The sequence below is a fragment of the Actinocrinis sp. genome (assembly GCF_035946395.1).
In the GTDB taxonomy this organism is placed as follows: Bacteria; Actinomycetota; Actinomycetes; order Streptomycetales; family Catenulisporaceae; genus Actinocrinis.
Genome location: NZ_DASYZI010000021.1, coordinates 1 through 17285 on the forward strand (window position 1 = coordinate 1; position 17285 = coordinate 17285).

At 68.3% G+C, this 17285-nt stretch carries 17 protein-coding genes; 13 read left to right on the forward strand and 4 right to left on the reverse strand.

What is annotated here, in order from left to right:
- Both VGS97_RS01500 and VGS97_RS01505 read left to right on the forward strand, forming a co-directional pair.
- Positions 1–238: twin-arginine translocase TatA/TatE family subunit (locus VGS97_RS01500; protein ID WP_326851317.1), on the forward strand; the 238-nt coding region annotated here is incomplete at its 5' end.
- 203 nt (positions 239–441) lie between these two features.
- Positions 442–588, forward strand: a complete 147-nt coding sequence (locus VGS97_RS01505; RefSeq protein WP_326851318.1) for a hypothetical protein — start codon at positions 442–444, stop codon at positions 586–588.
- A 55-nt stretch (positions 589–643) separates the two neighbouring features.
- On the opposite strand, the gene VGS97_RS01510 is transcribed toward VGS97_RS01505, so the two are convergent.
- From VGS97_RS01510 to VGS97_RS01520, 3 genes are all read right to left on the reverse strand, one after another.
- The gene (locus tag VGS97_RS01510; RefSeq protein WP_326851319.1) at positions 644–1075 is read right to left on the reverse strand and encodes a pyridoxamine 5'-phosphate oxidase family protein; all 432 of its coding nucleotides are present in this window, start codon (positions 1073–1075) and stop codon (positions 644–646) included.
- Between the two features lie 17 nt (positions 1076–1092).
- Entirely contained in the window at positions 1093–1917 is an 825-nt protein-coding gene (locus tag VGS97_RS01515; RefSeq protein WP_326851320.1) for a hypothetical protein, read from the reverse strand.
- A 331-nt stretch (positions 1918–2248) separates the two neighbouring features.
- Positions 2249–3361 (reverse strand): hypothetical protein, encoded by a 1113-nt coding sequence (locus VGS97_RS01520; RefSeq protein ID WP_326851321.1) that lies wholly within the window; start codon positions 3359–3361, stop codon positions 2249–2251.
- Between the two features lie 273 nt (positions 3362–3634).
- Here VGS97_RS01520 and VGS97_RS01525 point away from each other — a divergent pair, with 273 nt between their 5' ends.
- The 7 genes from VGS97_RS01525 (at position 3635) to VGS97_RS01555 (ending at position 12355) form a co-directional block, all read left to right on the forward strand.
- Positions 3635–4894 (forward strand): cytochrome P450, encoded by a 1260-nt coding sequence (locus VGS97_RS01525; protein WP_326851322.1) that lies wholly within the window; start codon positions 3635–3637, stop codon positions 4892–4894.
- 88 nt (positions 4895–4982) lie between these two features.
- On the forward strand, positions 4983–6263 hold the full coding sequence (gene eno, locus VGS97_RS01530; RefSeq protein WP_326851323.1) for a phosphopyruvate hydratase: 1281 nt from the start codon (positions 4983–4985) through the stop codon (positions 6261–6263).
- A gap of 132 nt (positions 6264–6395) precedes the next feature.
- A complete protein-coding gene (locus tag VGS97_RS01535; protein ID WP_326851324.1) occupies positions 6396–6911 on the forward strand; it encodes a septum formation initiator family protein in 516 nt (171 codons plus the stop codon).
- Between the two features lie 49 nt (positions 6912–6960).
- A complete protein-coding gene (locus VGS97_RS01540) occupies positions 6961–7491 on the forward strand; it encodes a DUF501 domain-containing protein (protein ID WP_326851325.1) in 531 nt (176 codons plus the stop codon).
- Positions 7491–8438: a Ppx/GppA phosphatase family protein gene (locus VGS97_RS01545; RefSeq protein ID WP_326851326.1), complete on the forward strand. Its 948-nt coding sequence runs from the start codon at positions 7491–7493 to the stop codon at positions 8436–8438. The genes VGS97_RS01540 and VGS97_RS01545 overlap by 1 nt, the downstream gene beginning before the upstream one ends.
- A gap of 215 nt (positions 8439–8653) precedes the next feature.
- Positions 8654–11455 (forward strand): preprotein translocase subunit SecA, encoded by a 2802-nt coding sequence (gene secA, locus VGS97_RS01550; RefSeq protein WP_326851327.1) that lies wholly within the window; start codon positions 8654–8656, stop codon positions 11453–11455.
- A 297-nt stretch (positions 11456–11752) separates the two neighbouring features.
- Entirely contained in the window at positions 11753–12355 is a 603-nt protein-coding gene (locus VGS97_RS01555) for an Rv3235 family protein (protein ID WP_326851328.1), read from the forward strand.
- Here the strand turns inward: VGS97_RS01555 and VGS97_RS01560 are convergent.
- Entirely contained in the window at positions 12307–14199 is a 1893-nt protein-coding gene (locus tag VGS97_RS01560; RefSeq protein ID WP_326851336.1) for a bifunctional lysylphosphatidylglycerol flippase/synthetase MprF, read from the reverse strand. The two genes, VGS97_RS01555 and VGS97_RS01560, sit on opposite strands and share 49 nt — an antisense overlap.
- A 71-nt stretch (positions 14200–14270) precedes the next feature.
- On the opposite strand from VGS97_RS01560, the gene VGS97_RS01565 reads away from it, so the two are divergent.
- The 4 genes from VGS97_RS01565 (at position 14271) to panD (ending at position 17105) form a co-directional block, all read left to right on the forward strand.
- A complete protein-coding gene (locus VGS97_RS01565) occupies positions 14271–14948 on the forward strand; it encodes an HAD family phosphatase (RefSeq protein ID WP_326851329.1) in 678 nt (225 codons plus the stop codon).
- 120 nt (positions 14949–15068) lie between these two features.
- A complete protein-coding gene (locus VGS97_RS01570) occupies positions 15069–16022 on the forward strand; it encodes a patatin-like phospholipase family protein (protein WP_326851337.1) in 954 nt (317 codons plus the stop codon).
- Between the two features lie 34 nt (positions 16023–16056).
- Positions 16057–16575, forward strand: a complete 519-nt coding sequence (locus VGS97_RS01575; protein WP_326851330.1) for a DUF6912 family protein — start codon at positions 16057–16059, stop codon at positions 16573–16575.
- Between the two features lie 119 nt (positions 16576–16694).
- Positions 16695–17105 (forward strand): aspartate 1-decarboxylase, encoded by a 411-nt coding sequence (gene panD, locus VGS97_RS01580; RefSeq protein ID WP_349261940.1) that lies wholly within the window; start codon positions 16695–16697, stop codon positions 17103–17105.
- Positions 17106–17285: the final 180 nt, after the last annotated feature.

Sequence of the window (17285 nt, forward strand, 5' to 3'; positions counted from 1 at the left end):
CGCGCTGGTCGTGCTGCTGTTCGGCTCGCGCAAGCTCCCGGACGCCGCGCGTTCGGTCGGCCAGTCGCTGCGCATCTTCAAGTCGGAGATGAAGGCGGCGGCCAAGGACGGCGAGGGCCAGGTGGACGCCCAGCCGAAGTCTGACGCGCCACAGCAGGCGGTCGAGGGCAAGGTGGTCAACTCGGCCGCCAACACGAACGACTCGGTCCCGCAGAATGCCGGAGTCCCGCGGGCCTGAGACCACTCGGTCCAGCCCAGCTCAGCTCCGTCCAGCACCAGCACCAGTATCAATACAAGCACCGCCCACCCTCACGCCGCCTCGTCAAGCCAGGCCGCGGCGCGCACACGCGTTCCCTTGTCATGCCTCCCGACATTCCCACTATCGTGTGAATGTCGGAGTTCTGACTTCCTAACCGCACGCCGCTTTGCCATGTTGGAATCGTGGAACTCGAATATTCGTTGCCGCCGCGCCTTCAGCAGCGGCTGTCCGACCTCGCCCGCAAGACCGGGCGCAACGAGTCCGAGATCCTGGCCACCGCGGTCCTCTGGTACCTCAAACAGGTAGGCCAGGACCAAGCTGCCCACTAGATCTCCCCGGCTCTACCTCTACCTCTACAGTCCGCACACCCCGTCAGGCCCACGGCTATGGCGCGCCGTACGTCCGCTCCACCCCGAATTCGTAGACCAGCCGTCCTTCCTCGACCATCCGCGCCCGGAAGGCCGCCTCGTCGAGTTCGCCGCCGAACCAGCTGAGCGGCCCGCTTGGCCGGTTCTGCATCACCCGGAACAACTGCACGCTCAGTTCGGGCGCCTGCGGCCCCTCCAGGATCGAGACGGTGGACTCGACGGCCAGCCACCTGAACGATTCGCTGAAGACGAACAGCGTGCACCGCGGATCGCGGCGCAGCCGCCGAGTGCGCACCCGGTCCTGAGTTCCACTGCTCCACAACCGCCCGTCGACCAGCGCGATCCCCACCCGGGCGGGCTTCGCGACCCCAGCCGGGTCCACTGTGATCATCGCCGCAGTGCGGTGCTTCCGCAGGAAGTCGACTTCCTGCGCCGAGAGTTCCTTCACGCTGCGCAGGCTAGCAGCTACGCAAGATACACATGGGCGGCAAGATCGAACCAGGCGTGAATGCCGCGATGGTCAGACAGTTGCGCGTCATACGGCAGCGTGGCGTAGGCCTGCGGCGAAGCGCGCAGCCGTTCGCACACGTACAGCCGGTCGCAGCGTAGCGGGGCGCCGTCCGTGAACCCTGCCGTGGGCTCCCGCGTTCCCTGCTGTGGTTGCACCAACGCCGCCACGTCGCCGAAGCTGGCCGCCGCTAGCATCCCTGCCGCGCTCTGCCCGCCCGGCTGGTCGTGGCGCATCCGCTTGTACGCAGGCATGGCGCGCCGGTCCGCGACCGGGTCGCCGGCCGCGTCATCGTTGAAGTCCCCGCCGCCAATCGCTAGCCGCTCGTTGGCCAGATCGCAGGTGGCATACGCCTCGTCGATCCGCACCCCGGGCACGAACGGCGAGAAGTGCGCCCCGAACAACCACAGCCGCTCGCCCAGCCCGTCCACACGAACCGAAACCCGCGCCTGAGCATGCCACCACGGATGGCCCGCTTCATGATGCGAACCCGGATCACGCAGCCGCTGCGAGTTGATCCAGACCACGATGTTGCAGTCGTGCCGCGGCGCGAGCACCCACAACGGCAGCATGCCCAGCCGCGTCCGGGCCAACTCCAGCGCACGCCCATCGTCCGGATCGAACCAGCCCTTTGCCTCCGTGCTGATCAACACATCCAGACCGAGCGGCGCCAGCAGGTCCAGCTGCGCATCAAGCCGATCAAGCACCCGCCGACCTGCGCTGTCGTGATCTACCCCGCCGTTGTAGTGGTTGTACGTCCCGACGTGCAGATCGAGATCCACACTCACACATTCCCTCCCTCCCATGTGAGTATGGGCGGCGACGGCACCGCCGATGCGCGTTCATCGAAGAACGCTGCCGCGTCCTGCCCTAAGTAGCAACCGAGGTGTGCGGGCATTGCGGGTGAGCATCGCCAGAGGATCGCGGCGCACTCACCAGCAATGACTCCCTACCTGGGCCAATATGGCGTCGACGACTTCTAATGAGCCAACGAGCCGACGTCGGGCCATGGGTCCGCCCCGAGAAACAGCGGATCGGCCCCATGGCCGCCGACTCGAATCGTAAGCACCCTCGCCTCGTGCGGTTGTGGAGTCAACTGCGCCGGTTACGGCATCAGTGCTCGTTCCCGGAGACGAACAGCAGGCCCTTGGGGTTGGTGAAGCCGGCGCCGAACGGGGTGACCACACCGGTGGCGGTGTTGACGGTGGCGAGGTTGCCAGGGTCGACGGTCGAATCGTTCGGCACGGAGGCGAGCATCTCGCCGCGCTGGAAAGGTCCGGTGATCGCGAGGATCTCGTTCTTGCCGCTGTCCACCACGTACAGGGTGGTGTCGCGCGAGCCAGTTGCGAAGGCGGAGTCATCGATCTGGGTGCTCAGGCTCAGCACGGTGGCCTGCTGGTGCTCGTGGCCCGGGTCGTGCAGGAAGATCAGCTCGCCGTCGCCCTGGCTGTCGAGCAGCACGTCTCCGCCGAAGCGCTGGACCACCCGCGGTACCACTTCGCTTGAGTCCGGGTCCGAGAGGTTGAGTGTGGTCACCTTGCCGGTGATGGCGTCGGTGGCCGTCGAATTGTCGCGCAGCACCGGGGTGAGAGCGGCGGTGTTCTGGTCGAGATGCGCGGTGTAGAGGGCGGGCCCGCTGAAGGTCGTGCCGTCCGCGTCGGCTGCCGGGGCCGAGGCGGAAATGAAGATGACGCCGTCGCGGACTACGACACTGTCGGTGCCACCGCCGTGAGGCAACGGGTTCTGCGAGTAGGTGTAGTGCTTGACGTCATCGGCGTCGCTGTGCCCGCGCCGGTCCGGGGTGATGGTGTAGAGGCTGCTGTCGCCGTCCTCGTTCACGGTCGCGATCACACGATGCCGCCACGGGTCGGCGCCCAAGCCGTCCACCTTGCCGATGACGCTCCAACTGGCGACTACGTGACCTTGCTGTGTGTACTCGACGACTGTGCTGTTCGTGTTGCCGGTGGGCGAGGGTTCGCCCATGGAGCCGACGCCATTCTGGTAGGCGACGAACAGATGGTCGCCGAGCTTGGTGATGTCGTCCGGCCCGGTGGCCTTGCCGGGCGCGGCTGCGAACACGGTGGCGTGGAACCCGGCAGGGAGCGTCACGTGCGCGTCCGCCGCAGCCGCACCGCTGACCCCGCCGGTCAATGCCGCGCTGCAGATGATGCTGGTGACGGCTACTCCCGCCACGGTGCGTGACCGGGCACGTCGATACGATGCCATGATTCGACCTCTCATCCGATCCGATGGGCGCTTCGGCGTCACGCGACGAGGTGCGACCGCTGCCGACGCGACCGCACAAACCAACGCGACACTGCCTGCGGACTCTGGTCCGCCGAGATGGCCGGGATACAAAGACGGAACGAACAGAACACGGCACTCCCAGACCGCTTGTGACACAAGAGAACCACCTGCTACCCCACCCGGGTAGTCAATGCGCTACTACTGGCTAGCGGTGGATTTAAGAACGCGCGCATGTGAGGAGAGGATGGTCCGGTGACTGTACCTCCATTGCCCCCGCTGTTCGATCGTGCGTTCATCGACGATCCGTATCCGGCGTACGCGTGGCTGCGTGAGCATGCGCCGGTGTACCGCACCCGGTTGCCGAATGGCGTGGACGCGTTTCTGGTCACGCGATACGAGGATGCGAAGGCCGTTCTCGCTGATCTACGGCTCTCGAAGAACGCGGCTGTGTCGTTTCCGGGATGGCAGCCGGGCCGTACCGGGATTCCGGGGGAGCATCGTTCGGGCATCGCAGCACACCTGCTGAACCTCGACCCACCGGACCACACGCGCTTGCGGCGTCTAGTGTCGAAGGCGTTCACGCCGCGTCGCATCGCGGACTTCGAGCCTCGCGTCATCGAGATTGCGGATCGGTTGCTGGACACGTTCGGGCCGGACCCGGTCGATTTGGTCCGGGCGTACGCGTTCCCGCTGCCGGTCATCGTGATCTGCGAGATGCTCGGCGTTCCGCCTGAAGATCAGCCGATCTTCCATGAGTGGGCAAATGGGATGATCGATCGCAGTGGCCCGCGCGGCGGCGTCGGACGGTCCGTCAAGCGTGTTCGTGGCTACCTCAAGCAGCTGATCCACAAGAAGCGGCTGGCACTGCCAGACGATCCGGCGGCAGACGACTTGCTGTCGGCACTCGTTCGTGCCTCTGATGAGGGTGAACACCTGAGTGAGGACGAGGCTGCTGCGATGGCCTTTATTTTGCTCTTTGCCGGGTTCGAGACTACGTCGGGCTTGATCGGAAATGGGACGCTCGCCCTACTGCAACATCCGGATCAGCTCGCGAAGCTGAAGGCTGATCCCGGGTTACTGGAGTCCGCTGTCGAGGAGTTGCTGCGTTACGACGGTCCGGTTGAGTTTGGGACGTGGCGGTTCACGACGGAGCCGATCACGGTCGGTGGGGTGTCGATTCCGGCGGGGGAGCCGGTCTTGGCCGTGCTTGCCGCAGCGGACCGTGATCCGGTGCGGTTCAGTGATCCGGATGTGCTTGACCTTGCGCGGAACGAGGGCGGGAATCTGGCGCTTGGGCACGGGATTCACTTCTGTTTGGGGGCGCCTTTGGCGCGGTTGGAGGGGCGGGTAGCGTTCTCGCGGCTCTTTGCGCGGTTCCCGGACTTGGCGTTCGCCGCGCCCGCCGCTGACTTGCGGTGGCATTCCGGGCTGATCATGCGCGGGTTGCACTCGCTGCCGGTGCGTACTGGCACTGGTGCTGACGCACACGGCTGCGCGGTACGTCCCAGTTAAGCGGGTTAAGGTCGACGGGCCGGTATGTCACGTGACGGTGCCCATTAGGCTGTCCCCGATAACCGAGAGGACATGAAGGAGTACGCACGTGGCGTCCATCGAAGCAGTAGGCGCGCGGGAGATTCTCGACTCCCGCGGTAACCCCACCGTCGAGGTCGAGGTCGCCCTCGACGACGGCACCATCGCCCGTGCGGCCGTGCCGTCCGGCGCGTCCACCGGGGCGTTCGAGGCGGTCGAGTTGCGTGACGGCGACAAGGATCGTTACAACGGCAAGGGCGTCACCAAGGCCGTGCTCGCCGTGCTCGACGAGATCGGCCCGGCGCTGATCGGGTTCGACGCGCACGAGCAGCGGCTGATCGACCAGGAGCTGATCGACCTGGACGGCACGCCGAACAAGTCGCGGGTCGGCGCTAACGCGATCCTCGGCGTGTCGCTGGCCGTGGCCAAGGCCGCCGCCGAGTCCGCCGAACTGCCGCTGTTCCGCTACCTCGGCGGGCCGAACGCGCACGTGCTGCCGGTGCCGATGATGAACATCATCAACGGGGGCGCGCACGCCGACTCCAACGTGGACATCCAGGAGTTCATGATCGCGCCGATCGGCGCGGAGACCTACGGCGAGGCGCTGCGCTGGGGCGCGGAGACCTACCACGCGCTCAAGTCGGTGCTCAAGTCCCGCGGCTTGTCGACGGGTCTCGGCGACGAGGGCGGGTTCGCCCCGAACCTGGACTCGAACCGGGCCGCGCTGGATCTGATCCTTGAGGCGATCGAGAAGGCCGGGTACACCCCGGGCACCGAGATCGCGCTCGCGCTCGACGTCGCGGCGACCGAGTTGTTCAAGGACGGGGCGTACACGCTGGAGGGCAAGCAGTTCTCCGGCGCCGAGCTCACGTTGTACTACGCCGAGCTGGTTTCGAACTACCCGCTGGTGTCCATCGAGGATTCGCACAGCGAAGAGGACTGGGACGGCTGGAAGACGATGACCGACCAGCTCGGCGCCAAGGTGCAACTGGTCGGCGACGACCTGTTCGTCACCAACCCGGAGCGGCTCCAGCGCGGCATCACCGGCGGCCAGGCCAACGCGCTGCTGGTCAAGGTGAACCAGATCGGGACTTTGACCGAGACCTTCGACGCGGTCGCGTTGGCGCATCGGTCCGGCTACCGCTGCATGATGAGCCACCGCTCCGGTGAGACCGAGGACACGACGATCGCGGACCTCGCGGTGGCTACTGATGTCGGTCAGATCAAGTCGGGTGCGCCGGCACGCACCGACCGGGTCGCCAAGTACAACCAACTGCTGCGCATCGAGGAGGAGCTGGACGACGCGGCCCGCTACGCCGGGCGTACCGCCTTCCCGCGCTTCAAGGCCTAGTAGTTCTAGTCTGGTGGCGCGCCCGCTGTGGCCGAAGCCGTCAAGCGACGGTGTAAGGGCACGGTACGGCGCGCCACAGGTGCGATAGGCACGGTTCGGCGTGCGGCCGTGGAGCGGGAGACGGGAGGGGGCGTGGCGAACGTGACTGATGGCAAGTCAGGTGCCACTGACTCCGACGTCGTGTCTCTGCCGCGACCCAGGGCGGCGCGTGGGACGGACAAGGGCTCGCGCCCGCGCAAGCCTTCACGTGGTCGGCTGACTGGCCGGGCCGGGGTCTTGGCGCTGGCCCTGTGCGCCGTCATGGTCACGGTCGCATACCCGCTGCGGCAGTATTTCGCGCAGCGTTCCCAGATCAACGGCGTGGAGCAGCAGAACTCTGTCATCCAGCGGCAGGTGGCGGCGTTACAGGACGAGCTGGCGAAGTGGTCGGATCCGGCGTACGTGGCGATCCAGGCACGCCAGCGGCTGCACTACGTACGACCCGGCGAGACCGGTTACCTCGTGCCGAACCCCAATCCGAGCGACGAACCGCTTGGGATGCCGACGCCCACGCAGCAGACCTGGTACGACCGGCTGTGGTCCACGGTCAAATCGCCGTCTCCCTCACCGTCAGTGTCATCGGTGCCGTCGCGGTCGGCCCGTCCGTGAGTGAGCCGAGGCGGACGGGCGACGCATCCGGAGCCGGTACGGTGTGGGGATGAGCTTGCGCAAAGCGGACTTCGAGGCGGTCGAGGCCCAGCTGGGACGCGAACCACGCGGCCTGCGAGCCGTGGCGCACCGCTGCCCGTGCGGCAATCCCGACGTGGTCGAGACCGCTCCGCGTCTGCCGGACGGCAGTCCCTTCCCGACGCTCTACTACCTCACCTGCCCACGAGCGGCGTCAGCCATCGGGACGCTCGAAGGCGACGGTGTGATGGCTGAGATGACGGAGCGCCTGCGTACCGACCCGAAGCTTGCTGCCGCCTACCGCGCCGCGCACGAGGACTACATCAGGCGGCGTGATGCGATCGAAGTGCTCGAAGGCTTCCCGAGCGCCGGCGGTATGCCTGACCGGGTCAAGTGCCTGCACGTCCTGGTGGGTCACTCGCTCGCGGCTGGTCCCGGTGTCAATCCGCTTGGTGACGAGGCGCTGGCGCTGCTGCCCGAGTGGTGGCGCAACGGGCCCTGCGTACCTGTGTCCGAACCTGTAGAAGATGAGCCTGGGGAACAAGAGAAGGGCAGCGTCTGATGGGTACGAGCGGCACGGGCACGCGCGTCGCGGCGGTCGACTGCGGTACGAACTCCATCCGGCTGCTCGTGACCGAGCTGGATCCGCAGGGCGTCACGCGGAACGAACTGCTGCGCCGGATGGAGATCGTCCGGCTCGGCCAAGGCGTGGACGCGACCGGCCGCCTCGCTCCCGAGGCCCTCGCGCGCACCTTCGCGGCCTGCGACGACTACGCCGCGCGCATCCGTGAACTCGGCGCACAGCGGGTGCGGTTCGTGGCCACCAGCGCGACCAGAGACGCGGCCAACCGCGACGAGTTCTCCGCGGGCGTGCGCGACCGCTTCGGCGTCGAGCCGGAGGTCATCACCGGCGATCAGGAGGCCGCTCTGTCGTTCTCCGGCGCGACGCAGTCTGTCGCGCGGGACGGTGTCGGCCATCCGACGCCTTACCTGGTGATCGACATCGGCGGCGGGTCCACGGAGTTCGTCCTGGGCGAGCGTGAAGTCGCGGCGGCGCGGTCGGTGGACATCGGCTGCGTCCGGCTGACGGAGCGTCACCTCACCCAGGATCCGCCGACCGCGCAGCAGATCGCCGCGGCCCGCCGGGACATCGACGCCGCGATCGACGTGGCGGCCGAGCATGTGCCGATCCACGAGGCCAAGACGCTGGTCGGCGTGGCCGGCTCGGTCACCACCGTCTCGGCGATCGCGCTCGGCCTGGCCGAGTACGACCGCGATCGCGTGCACCTTTCACGGATCGCGGCCGAAACCGTGCGCCGGGTGTCCGCGGACCTGCTCGCCTCCACGCACGCACAGCGCGCCGCGAACCCGGTCGTGCATCCCGGCCGGGTCGACGTCATCGGCGCCGGGTCGCTGATCCTGGCGCAGATCGTCGACCGGCTCGGATTGTCCGAGGTCGTCGTCTCCGAACACGACATCCTCGACGGCATCGCACTGTCCATGGCGTAGGCCGCCTCTGGTGTAGACCATGGGAGGCCAAGTGCGGGTGCGTAACTACTGCGACCCGTGGTCTGTCTTTGGGCATGCGCAGTCGCTTACGATGGGATAACGGCCGGGGGTGGGGGTCATGCCGCCCGCCAGAGTGGCCCTGCCGCCGAGCAACACCGCCGTCCACAAAACGGCCGTCCACAACACGCCTGTCAGTTCAAGGAGCCGTTCCCAAAGTGCCTGCCCTCTTCGACAAGGTCCTGCGCGCGGGCGAAGGGAAGATCCTTCGCAAGCTGGCCAAGACGGCCGAGACGATCAACACGATCGAGGAAGACTACGTCGACCTCACCGACGCGGAGCTGCGCGAGGAGACCGCGAAGTTCAAGCAGCGCTTCCAGGACGGCGAGACGCTCGACGACCTGCTCTGGGAGTCCTTCGCGGTAGTGCGCGAAGCCGCGAAGCGCACCATCGGCCAGCGCCACTACGACGTGCAGCTGATGGGCGGCGCCGCGCTGCACCTGGGCAACATCGCCGAGATGCGTACCGGCGAGGGCAAGACCCTGGTCGGCACGCTGCCGGCGTACCTCAACGCGCTCGCCGGCGATGGCGTGCACATCGTCACCACCAACGACTACCTCGCCGAGCGCGACGCGGAGTGGATGGGCCGCATCCACCGCTTCCTCGGCCTCGACGTCGGCGTGATCCTGGCCAGCATGACCCCGACCCAGCGCAAGGTGCAGTACGGCGCGGACATCACCTACGGCACCAACAACGAGTTCGGCTTCGACTACCTGCGCGACAACATGGCGTGGTCGAAGGAAGAGCTGGTGCAGCGCGGCCACAACTTCGCCATCGTCGACGAGGTCGACTCGATCCTGATCGACGAGGCGCGCACCCCGCTGATCATCTCCGGCCCCTCGGACCAGGCCACCAAGTGGTACACGGACTTCGCCAAGATCGTGAACCGGCTGGCGAAGGACTCCGACTACGAGGTCGACGAGAAGAAGAAGACCGTCGGCGTGCTGGAACGCGGGGTCGAGCGGGTCGAGGACCTGCTGGGCATCGACAACCTCTACGAGTCGGTCAACACCCCGCTGGTCGGCTTCCTCAACAACGCGATCAAGGCCAAGGAGCTGTTCAAGAAGGACCGCGACTACGTGGTCATGAACGGCGAGATCCTGATCGTGGACGAGCACACCGGCCGCATCCTGGCCGGGCGCCGCTACAACGAGGGCATGCACCAGGCGATCGAGGCGAAGGAGGGGGTGGTCATCCAGAACGAGAACCAGACCCTGGCGACCATCACCCTGCAGAACTACTTCCGGCTCTACAAGAAGCTGTCCGGGATGACCGGTACCGCGCTGACCGAGGCGGCCGAGTTCCACCAGATCTACAAGCTCGGCGTGGTCCCGATCCCGACCAACAAGCCGATGGTCCGCAAGGACCAGCAGGACCTGATCTACATCTCGGAAGAGGCCAAGTTCAAGGCGGTCGTCGAGGACATCGAGCACCGGCACGGCGAGGGCCAGCCGGTCCTGGTCGGCACGGTCTCGGTGGAGAAGTCCGAGTACCTCTCCCAGCAGCTGCGCAAGCGTGGCGTCCCGCACGAGGTGCTCAACGCGAAGTACCACGAACGCGAGGCGCAGATCGTCGCGCAGGCCGGGCGCAAGGGCGCGGTCACCGTGGCCACCAACATGGCCGGCCGCGGCACCGACATCATGCTCGGCGGCAACCCGGAGAACCTGGCGGCGGGCGAGCTGGCCCAGCGCGGGCTGAGCCCGTCCGACAGTCCGGAGGAGTACGAGGACGCCTGGCCGGCCGCGCTGGAGAAGGCCAAGAAGGCGGTCACCGCCGAGCACGACGAGGTCGAGTCGCTCGGCGGCCTGTACGTGCTGGGCACCGAGCGGCACGAGTCGCGCCGGATCGACAACCAGCTGCGCGGTCGCGCCGGGCGCCAGGGCGACCCCGGGGAGAGCCGGTTCTACCTCTCCCTCGGCGACGACCTGATGCGGCTGTTCAAGGCGCAGATCGTGGAGCGGGTGCTGGCGGTCGCGAACGTCGGCGACGACGTGCCGATCGAGTCCAAGATGGTCACCCGGGCGATCCAGTCCGCGCAGACCCAGCTTGAGCAGCAGAACTTCGAAATCCGTAAGAACGTCCTCAAGTACGACGACGTGATCAACAAGCAGCGCGAGGTCATCTACGCCGAGCGCCGCCGCGTGCTGGACGGCGAGGACCTGCGCGACCACGTACGGCACATGATGGAGGACACGGTCCGCGCGTACGTCGACGCGGCCACCTCGGACGGTTACGCCGAGGAGTGGGAGCTGGAGAAGCTCTGGTCGGCGGTGGGCACCCTGTACCCGGTCTCGATCACCCTTGAGGAGGTCGAGGAGTCGGTCGGCGGCCGCACCGGGATCACGCAGCAGGTCCTGCTCGACGAGATCACCGCGGACATCCTCGGCGCCTACGACAAGCGCGAGGCCAACCTCGGCGACTCGATCACCCGCGAGCTGGAGCGCCGGGTGGTGCTCTCGGTGCTCGACCGCCGTTGGCGCGAGCACCTGTACGAGATGGACTACCTCCAGGAGGGCATCGGCCTGCGGGCGATGGCCCAGCGCGATCCGCTGGTCGAGTACCAGCGCGAGGGCTACCTGATGTTCCAGGGCATGATGGAGGGCATCAAGGAGGAGTCGACCGGCTACCTGTTCAACCTTGAGGTGCAGGTCGAGGCGAACAGCGACGACCCGGAGGCGCAGGCCCAGGCAGAGGCGGCGACCGCGCAGCTCAACGCCACGAGCACGTCGGCGATGGCGGCGACGGCGCGGCTGAACGCGAAGGGCCTGGAGGCGCCCAAGCGGCCGACCCGGCTCAACTACTCCGCGCCGACGGTGGACGGCGAGGGCGGCGTGGTCAAGCGTCAGGAGGTCACCCCGCCGCCGGTGGGCGGGGCCGACGGTCCGCAGGACGCCGTGCCGTCGAAGCCCAAGCCGAAGGGGCGCCCGCCGGCACCCGGCGGCCGTCGCCGTAAGAAGTAGCCGAAGTAGCCGCTGTGAGAAGTAGCCGTCGTACGAAGTAGTGCTGTAGGAAGTGGCGCCGTAAGAAAAAGGCGCTGCGAGGCGTGAGTGCTGCAAGAAGTAGCCGAATGAAGTAAATAGTCTGATTATCGGCTGGGCTTGGCACCGAGGTTCGACCCGGATGAACTGCGCGTTACTGCGCTGAACGGGTGGACTTCGGTGCCGAACCGTTTTCGGGCGCAACTCCCTGGCACCCTTGGTGGTCTGAGTGATCGTCATGAGTGATCGTCAGATGTCCATCAAGAGACGGGGTGCATGATGACGCGTTACGACCAAGGTGGCGCCGAGGACTGCGATACTGGCGCCTTCAGCACGCAGATAGCGAGTGTCACCAGCGTCAGCCGTAGTGCGCTGCTCACCGCCGCGGGCACCATCGACCGTGTCGAACCGGGCGCGGACACGGCGGACGCTGCGGATACCGATGCCGACCTCGACAGGGCAGCGGGGGCACTGCGGTCGTGGGTGGTCGGGTGGACTCACCGCTTCGACCCGCCCGGTTACGGCAACAGTGGCGGCGGCAATACCTATCGCCGCCTGGCTGAGCCAAGCCCCGCAGCCGTGAGGCGCCTCGTCGAGGCCGTGGTCGACGTGCTGCTGGAACGGCGGCCGGCCGAGCAGGTCAAGCGCTGGGTGTCCCGCGAGGTCTTCGCGCTGCTCAGCACGGTTACGCAGCGCCGCGCGGCCACTCGTTTCGCCACGCGCAGCATGGTGCGCTCCATCCGGCTGCACATCCCGGGACCGGACGCCGTCGAGTCCACCGTTCTGGTGCAGGACGGCCCGCGAGTGCGCGCGGTCGCGCTGCGCTTCGAGCGTCAGGACGGCCGGCTGGAATGGCGCTGCACCGCACTCCAGTTCGCCTGATCCGTGGTGGCGCCGCTTGACACGGTTCCGGACGCGGACCCGGGGTCGGTCTCGGCCTGCGGCCGGAGCGTCGCGTCCAGCTGCGGGCCGGCGATCCTGCTGCGCCGCCGGTCGTACGGCAGCCCGAACTCCAGGCCGAGGGCGGCCACGCCGAACAGCGGCAGGTCCAGCCACGAGGCGACCAGCACCGAGCGCGGCAGCCAGCCGGGCCGGAACTTGGCGTTGAAGTGGTAGAGCGACTCGACCTGGATCAGCGGGTCGAGCAGGTGGACCGCCCGGCGGGTCATCCGCGGCCAGAAGCCCGGCCGCGGCGGCGCCCCGGGCGCTCCGGTGGCCAGCCGGTGCGCTTCGAGGATCGTGCGGAACGCGGCGAAGTTCAGCGAGACCGTCTTGTAGTCGCGCGCCGCCGCGTACTCGATCGTCGCGACGATCAGCCGCTCGTTGACCCCGTTCGGCGCGATCCGGTGACGCGGCATCACATCGAGGGTGAGCACCGGCCCTGACCCGGTCTCCGCGGCGAGCAGATACCGCTGGAACGACACCGCGTATCCGTCCGCGGCGAAGGCGATCACGAACAGCGAGTCCGGGTGCCTTCCCTCGGCCATCGCGTCCAGGTTCATCGCGAAGCCGTGCTCCCGCCCCTGCGGAATCATGTCGGCGTCGGGGCGCGGATGCCGCGGGGTGCCCCGGCCCAGCCAGGCGCGGTGGATCCGGCGCAGCTGCACGGACAGCTCCGGGCTCAGTTCGGGCTCCGGGACCACCGAGACCCAGATCCCCGCGTTCTCGGTGCGGCGCACCGCCTGCCTGACGTTGCGCATCGCACGGCCACTCGTCGAGAACGACGCGACGTCGATGACGGCCTCGTCGCCGATGCCGAATCCCTGCATCCCCTGCGCGGCCCACAACTCGCGCGCCCGTGGCCCCGCGCCGAGTACCGCCGGGCGCCAGCCGCGCCGCTCGGCCTCGGCCAGGAACGCTTCGATCGCGGCGGGCCACGCGCTGCGGGCGCCGATCGGATCGCCCGCGGCCACCGCCATCCCGGCCAGCACGCGGTAGCCGATCGCGGCACGGCCCCGCGGCTCGAAGACGTACGACTTGTCGTACCGCAGCGCGAACGGAGCGAGCGTGTCCGCGTCCCGGTGCGAGACGAGCGCACGCATCGCCGCCCGATCGGCGGAATCCGCTGGACGCGGCGGCGGCGCGGCCGCCGTGAGCGTGGCCAGCACGGCGATCAGCGCCAGCCCGGAGGCCAGCGACAAGCCGTGCAGCAGCCAGGACGGTCCGTTGAAGTCGACTCGCCCCCCGTTGGCCGCCACCGCTGCGAAGAACTCGCGTCCCAGGTCGGTGGTGGACAGCGGCGCGGCGAATCTGCCCCGCTCGGCGAACAGCGAGCCCCCGCCGAGCAGCAGCAGCGTCACGCCCGAGGCGCCGGTGACCGCCACGGCCTGGCGCAGCCGGTGCGGATCGGGGCTCACCACGAAACGGTCGCGGGAACGTACCAGCGCGGTCGCGGCGAGCAGCAGCGGGATGAGGCGCCAGGGGTCGGCCGGGGAGCCCACGAGGAGCGACTCGACCTCGGTCAGCGCGCTCCACAGCACCAGCGCGAGCCCGAGGATCCAGGCGACCTGGCGACGCCGGGCCAGACCGTGTGCCAGGGTGAGCAGCACCAGTCCGAGCAGCACGGCGTGGGAGCCGGTCGGGGTGGTGCCGCAGACGGTCAGCGTCGTGCGGTCGAGCCAGCCGACGCCATCGACCTTCGCGTAGACGAGCAGGATGGTTCCGCACAGCGCGAACAGTGCGGCGAAGGGCCATGCCGGCGCCCGGCCTCGGCTTGACAAGAGCATCACCCCCGTACCATGGGAACTCTTACCCGATCGGGCGTATTCCACCCGGTCGGCAAGCGAAAGGCGGCGGAATGACCGAGAGAGTCTCGTCCACCGGCCTGCGGCCCAAGGCACTGATCGTCGACTGGGGAGGCGTGCTGACGTCCCCGCTCGCCGCCGCCTTGGACGGATGGTACGCCGCCGAGGGTATCGACGCCGCCGGTTACCAGGCGGCGATTCGCGACTTTCACGACGAGGGCCTGGCCGCGCTCAGCATCTTCGACCCGATCGCCGCGCTGGAACGCGGCGAGCTGCGCGTCGAGCACTTCGAGCAGGCGCTGGCCGAACGGCTGACCAGGTTCTGCGGCGTTCCGGTGGTCGCGCACGGGCTCATCGGCCGGATGTTCGCTGGCTTCTCCACGGCGCCGGCGATGATCAACGTGGTGCGCCAGGCGAAGGCGGTCGGCCTGCGCACCGCCCTGCTGTCCAACTCCTGGGGCAACGACTACCTGCGCGACGACTGGGATCAGCTCTTCGACGCCGTGGTGATCAGCGGCGAGGTCGGGATGCGCAAGCCCGAGCCGGCGATCTACCTGCACACCCTCGACCTGCTCGGCTGCGCTCCCGAAGAGGCGGTGTTCGTCGACGATCTGGGGAAGAACGTGCGCGGAGCGGCCGCCGTGGGCATCATCGGTGTACATCACCGGTCGTACGCGGAAACAATTCTTGAACTGGAGGCGCTATTCGGACTGGACCTGCGCGCCGGGTGAGCGCTCGACGCGCCGATGAACGGTGAGTGAAGCGTAGGCTCCGAGCGGGTATCAGATCCACAGTGAGTAGCGTTTCCGGGACGGTGAGCGAGGGTGGATAAAGGGGTACGCAGGGGACTGGTGTTAGGCGGCGGAGGCACTCTTGGCGCCGCCTGGATGATCGGCGCGATGACCGCACTGCACGAGGAACTCGACTTCGATCCGCGTACCGCCGACCTGATCGTCGGCACCTCGGCCGGCGCGATCCTGGCCGCGCTGCTCGGCGCCGGGGCCAGCGCGCGCGACCTGTGGCGGCACCAGCAGTCCGGCGAGGTGCCCGACGGCCCGCTGGCCGGCCGGATCTTCGACTACGACAACGCGGCGGGCGGCGGGGTGCTGGTGCGTCCGCAGCCCGGCATCGGCTCGCCCAAACTGATCGCCCGGTCGGTCCGCCACCCCCGCCGCTACCCCAAGACCGTGGTCTTCTCCGCCTTCCTGCCGCCCGGCCGCGGCTCGCTCGGCGACATCGGCCGGATGGTCGAGGACGTGATCCCGTCCGGCGACTGGTCGCAGCATCCGGGCGTGCGCGTAGTCGCGATGGATTACGACACCGGCGAGCGGGTCGTCTTCGGCGAGCCCGACGCGCCGCGCACCGGCCTGGCCGACGCGGTCATGGCCTCCTGCTCGATCCCCAGCTGGTTCGCCCCCGCCGTCATCGACGGGCGCCGGTACATCGACGGCGGCATCTTCTCCAACTCCAACCTCGACCTGCTGGCCGCGGACGCGCTGCCCGGCGGCGTGCCGTTGGACGAGGTCTACGTCCTCGCCCCGAGCGCCGCCCGCGCCTATGACCGGCCGCGCGGTGCCCTGGGCAGACTTGAGCGCGCTTACCGGCACACCGCCACCCGGCAACTGCTGCTGGAAGCCAGGCAGGTCCGGCAGAGCGGCAGTCGGGTCGTCATCCTCTGCCCCGGCCCGGACGACCTTGCGGCGCTGGGCGTCAACCTGATGGACCCGGCCCGGCGCGCCGAAGTGCTGGCCACGGCCCGGCGCACGACGACCGAATTCCTGGACCTGTCGCGCGCAGTAGCGTAGGGATCGTTCGACAACCGCGGCCAGAGGGACACCGATGCGCGTCTACATCCCGGCAACGCTGCCGATGCTGTCCGAGCTGGCCAAGCGGGGCGAACTCGGCCCCGGGCCGCTGACCGCGTACGCGGTCACCCCGGCGCTGCGCGAATGGTACGTCGAGGGGGACGAGGAAGAACTCGAATTCGCCGCGATGACCGAGGCCGCGCGCGGCGCCCTGCGGCTGCTGGCCGCCGACCGGCTGGCCCCGCGCCGCCGTGTGGTGGTGGCCGCGGAGTTGTTCGACGCCGTGGTCACGCCGGTCGGCACGCCGATCTCCCGCGAGCAGGGCGTCGAGCCGGGCGAGGTGCGCATCGACGGCGTCGTCGCGTTGCGGGACATCGCCTCGTTCCACATGGACGACACCGGTGCGGAACCCGCCGTCGGTGAGGCGGCGCTGGTCGTGCGGGCCGCCGACGAGGGCGACGAGGACGCGCAGTTCACCGTGGACGGTGCGGAGGACTACGACCTACTCTGGTTCGCGACACAGGAACTTCCAGATCTGATCGCGCCCGCCTGACGCTGTGTCACATGGCCGACGCGGCATCCGTCCGGTACCCGGTGAGGGACTGGAACGAGGAGGAGCACACCGTGTTCGGCAAGAACATCGTGTTCGGCGGGAACGCCACCTATCGGACCATGCTCAAGTCCAAGATCCACCGCGCCACCGTCACGCAAGCCGACCTGCACTACGTGGGATCGGTCACTGTCGACGCCGGGCTGATGGAAGCCGCCGACCTGCTTCCCGGCGAGCAGGTGGCGATCGTGGACATCACCAACGGGGCGCGGCTGGAGACGTATGTGATCGAGGGTGAGCGCGGCTCCGGCGTCATCGGGATCAACGGCGCGGCCGCTCACCTGGTCCACCCGGGAGACCTTGTCATCCTGATCAGCTATCAGATGGTCGACGACCGCCGGGCCCGCACGCTCAGGCCGCGGATCGTGCACGTGGACGCGGGCAACCGTATCGTCGACCTGGACACCGACCCCGCGCGACCGGCCCCCGGCTCCGACACGCTGCGTCCCCCGCTCGCCGCATCACCCGTCTAGCTCCAACACGTCCCAATCTGTCTGGATCTTCGCTGACCGGGCTGCATCTTGTAGGAAGTCACAACTCAGACGTAACAACATGATCGGCCGATACACAAACCGCGCCCCTCCGTCCGGGATAGCCTGAAGCCGATAGCGGGGACTGGCCGCGGCGCAGCCGCCGGGAGGCGATCGAGGATC

What these genes read in the sequence shown, in the direction of transcription:
- VGS97_RS01520 (WP_326851321.1), bottom strand. Translation starts at nt 3,361, where the DNA reads ATGGCATCGTATCGACGTGCCCGGTCACGCACCGTGGCGGGAGTAGCC.
- VGS97_RS01540 (WP_326851325.1), top strand. Translation starts at nt 6,961, where the DNA reads ATGAGCTTGCGCAAAGCGGACTTCGAGGCGGTCGAGGCCCAGCTGGGA.
- VGS97_RS01545 (WP_326851326.1), top strand. Translation starts at nt 7,491, where the DNA reads ATGGGTACGAGCGGCACGGGCACGCGCGTCGCGGCGGTCGACTGCGGT.
- VGS97_RS01555 (WP_326851328.1), top strand. Translation starts at nt 11,753, where the DNA reads ATGACGCGTTACGACCAAGGTGGCGCCGAGGACTGCGATACTGGCGCC.
- VGS97_RS01560 (WP_326851336.1), bottom strand. Translation starts at nt 14,199, where the DNA reads ATGCTCTTGTCAAGCCGAGGCCGGGCGCCGGCATGGCCCTTCGCCGCA.
- VGS97_RS01565 (WP_326851329.1), top strand. Translation starts at nt 14,271, where the DNA reads ATGACCGAGAGAGTCTCGTCCACCGGCCTGCGGCCCAAGGCACTGATC.
- VGS97_RS01575 (WP_326851330.1), top strand. Translation starts at nt 16,057, where the DNA reads ATGCGCGTCTACATCCCGGCAACGCTGCCGATGCTGTCCGAGCTGGCC.
- panD (WP_349261940.1), top strand. Translation starts at nt 16,695, where the DNA reads ATGCTCAAGTCCAAGATCCACCGCGCCACCGTCACGCAAGCCGACCTG.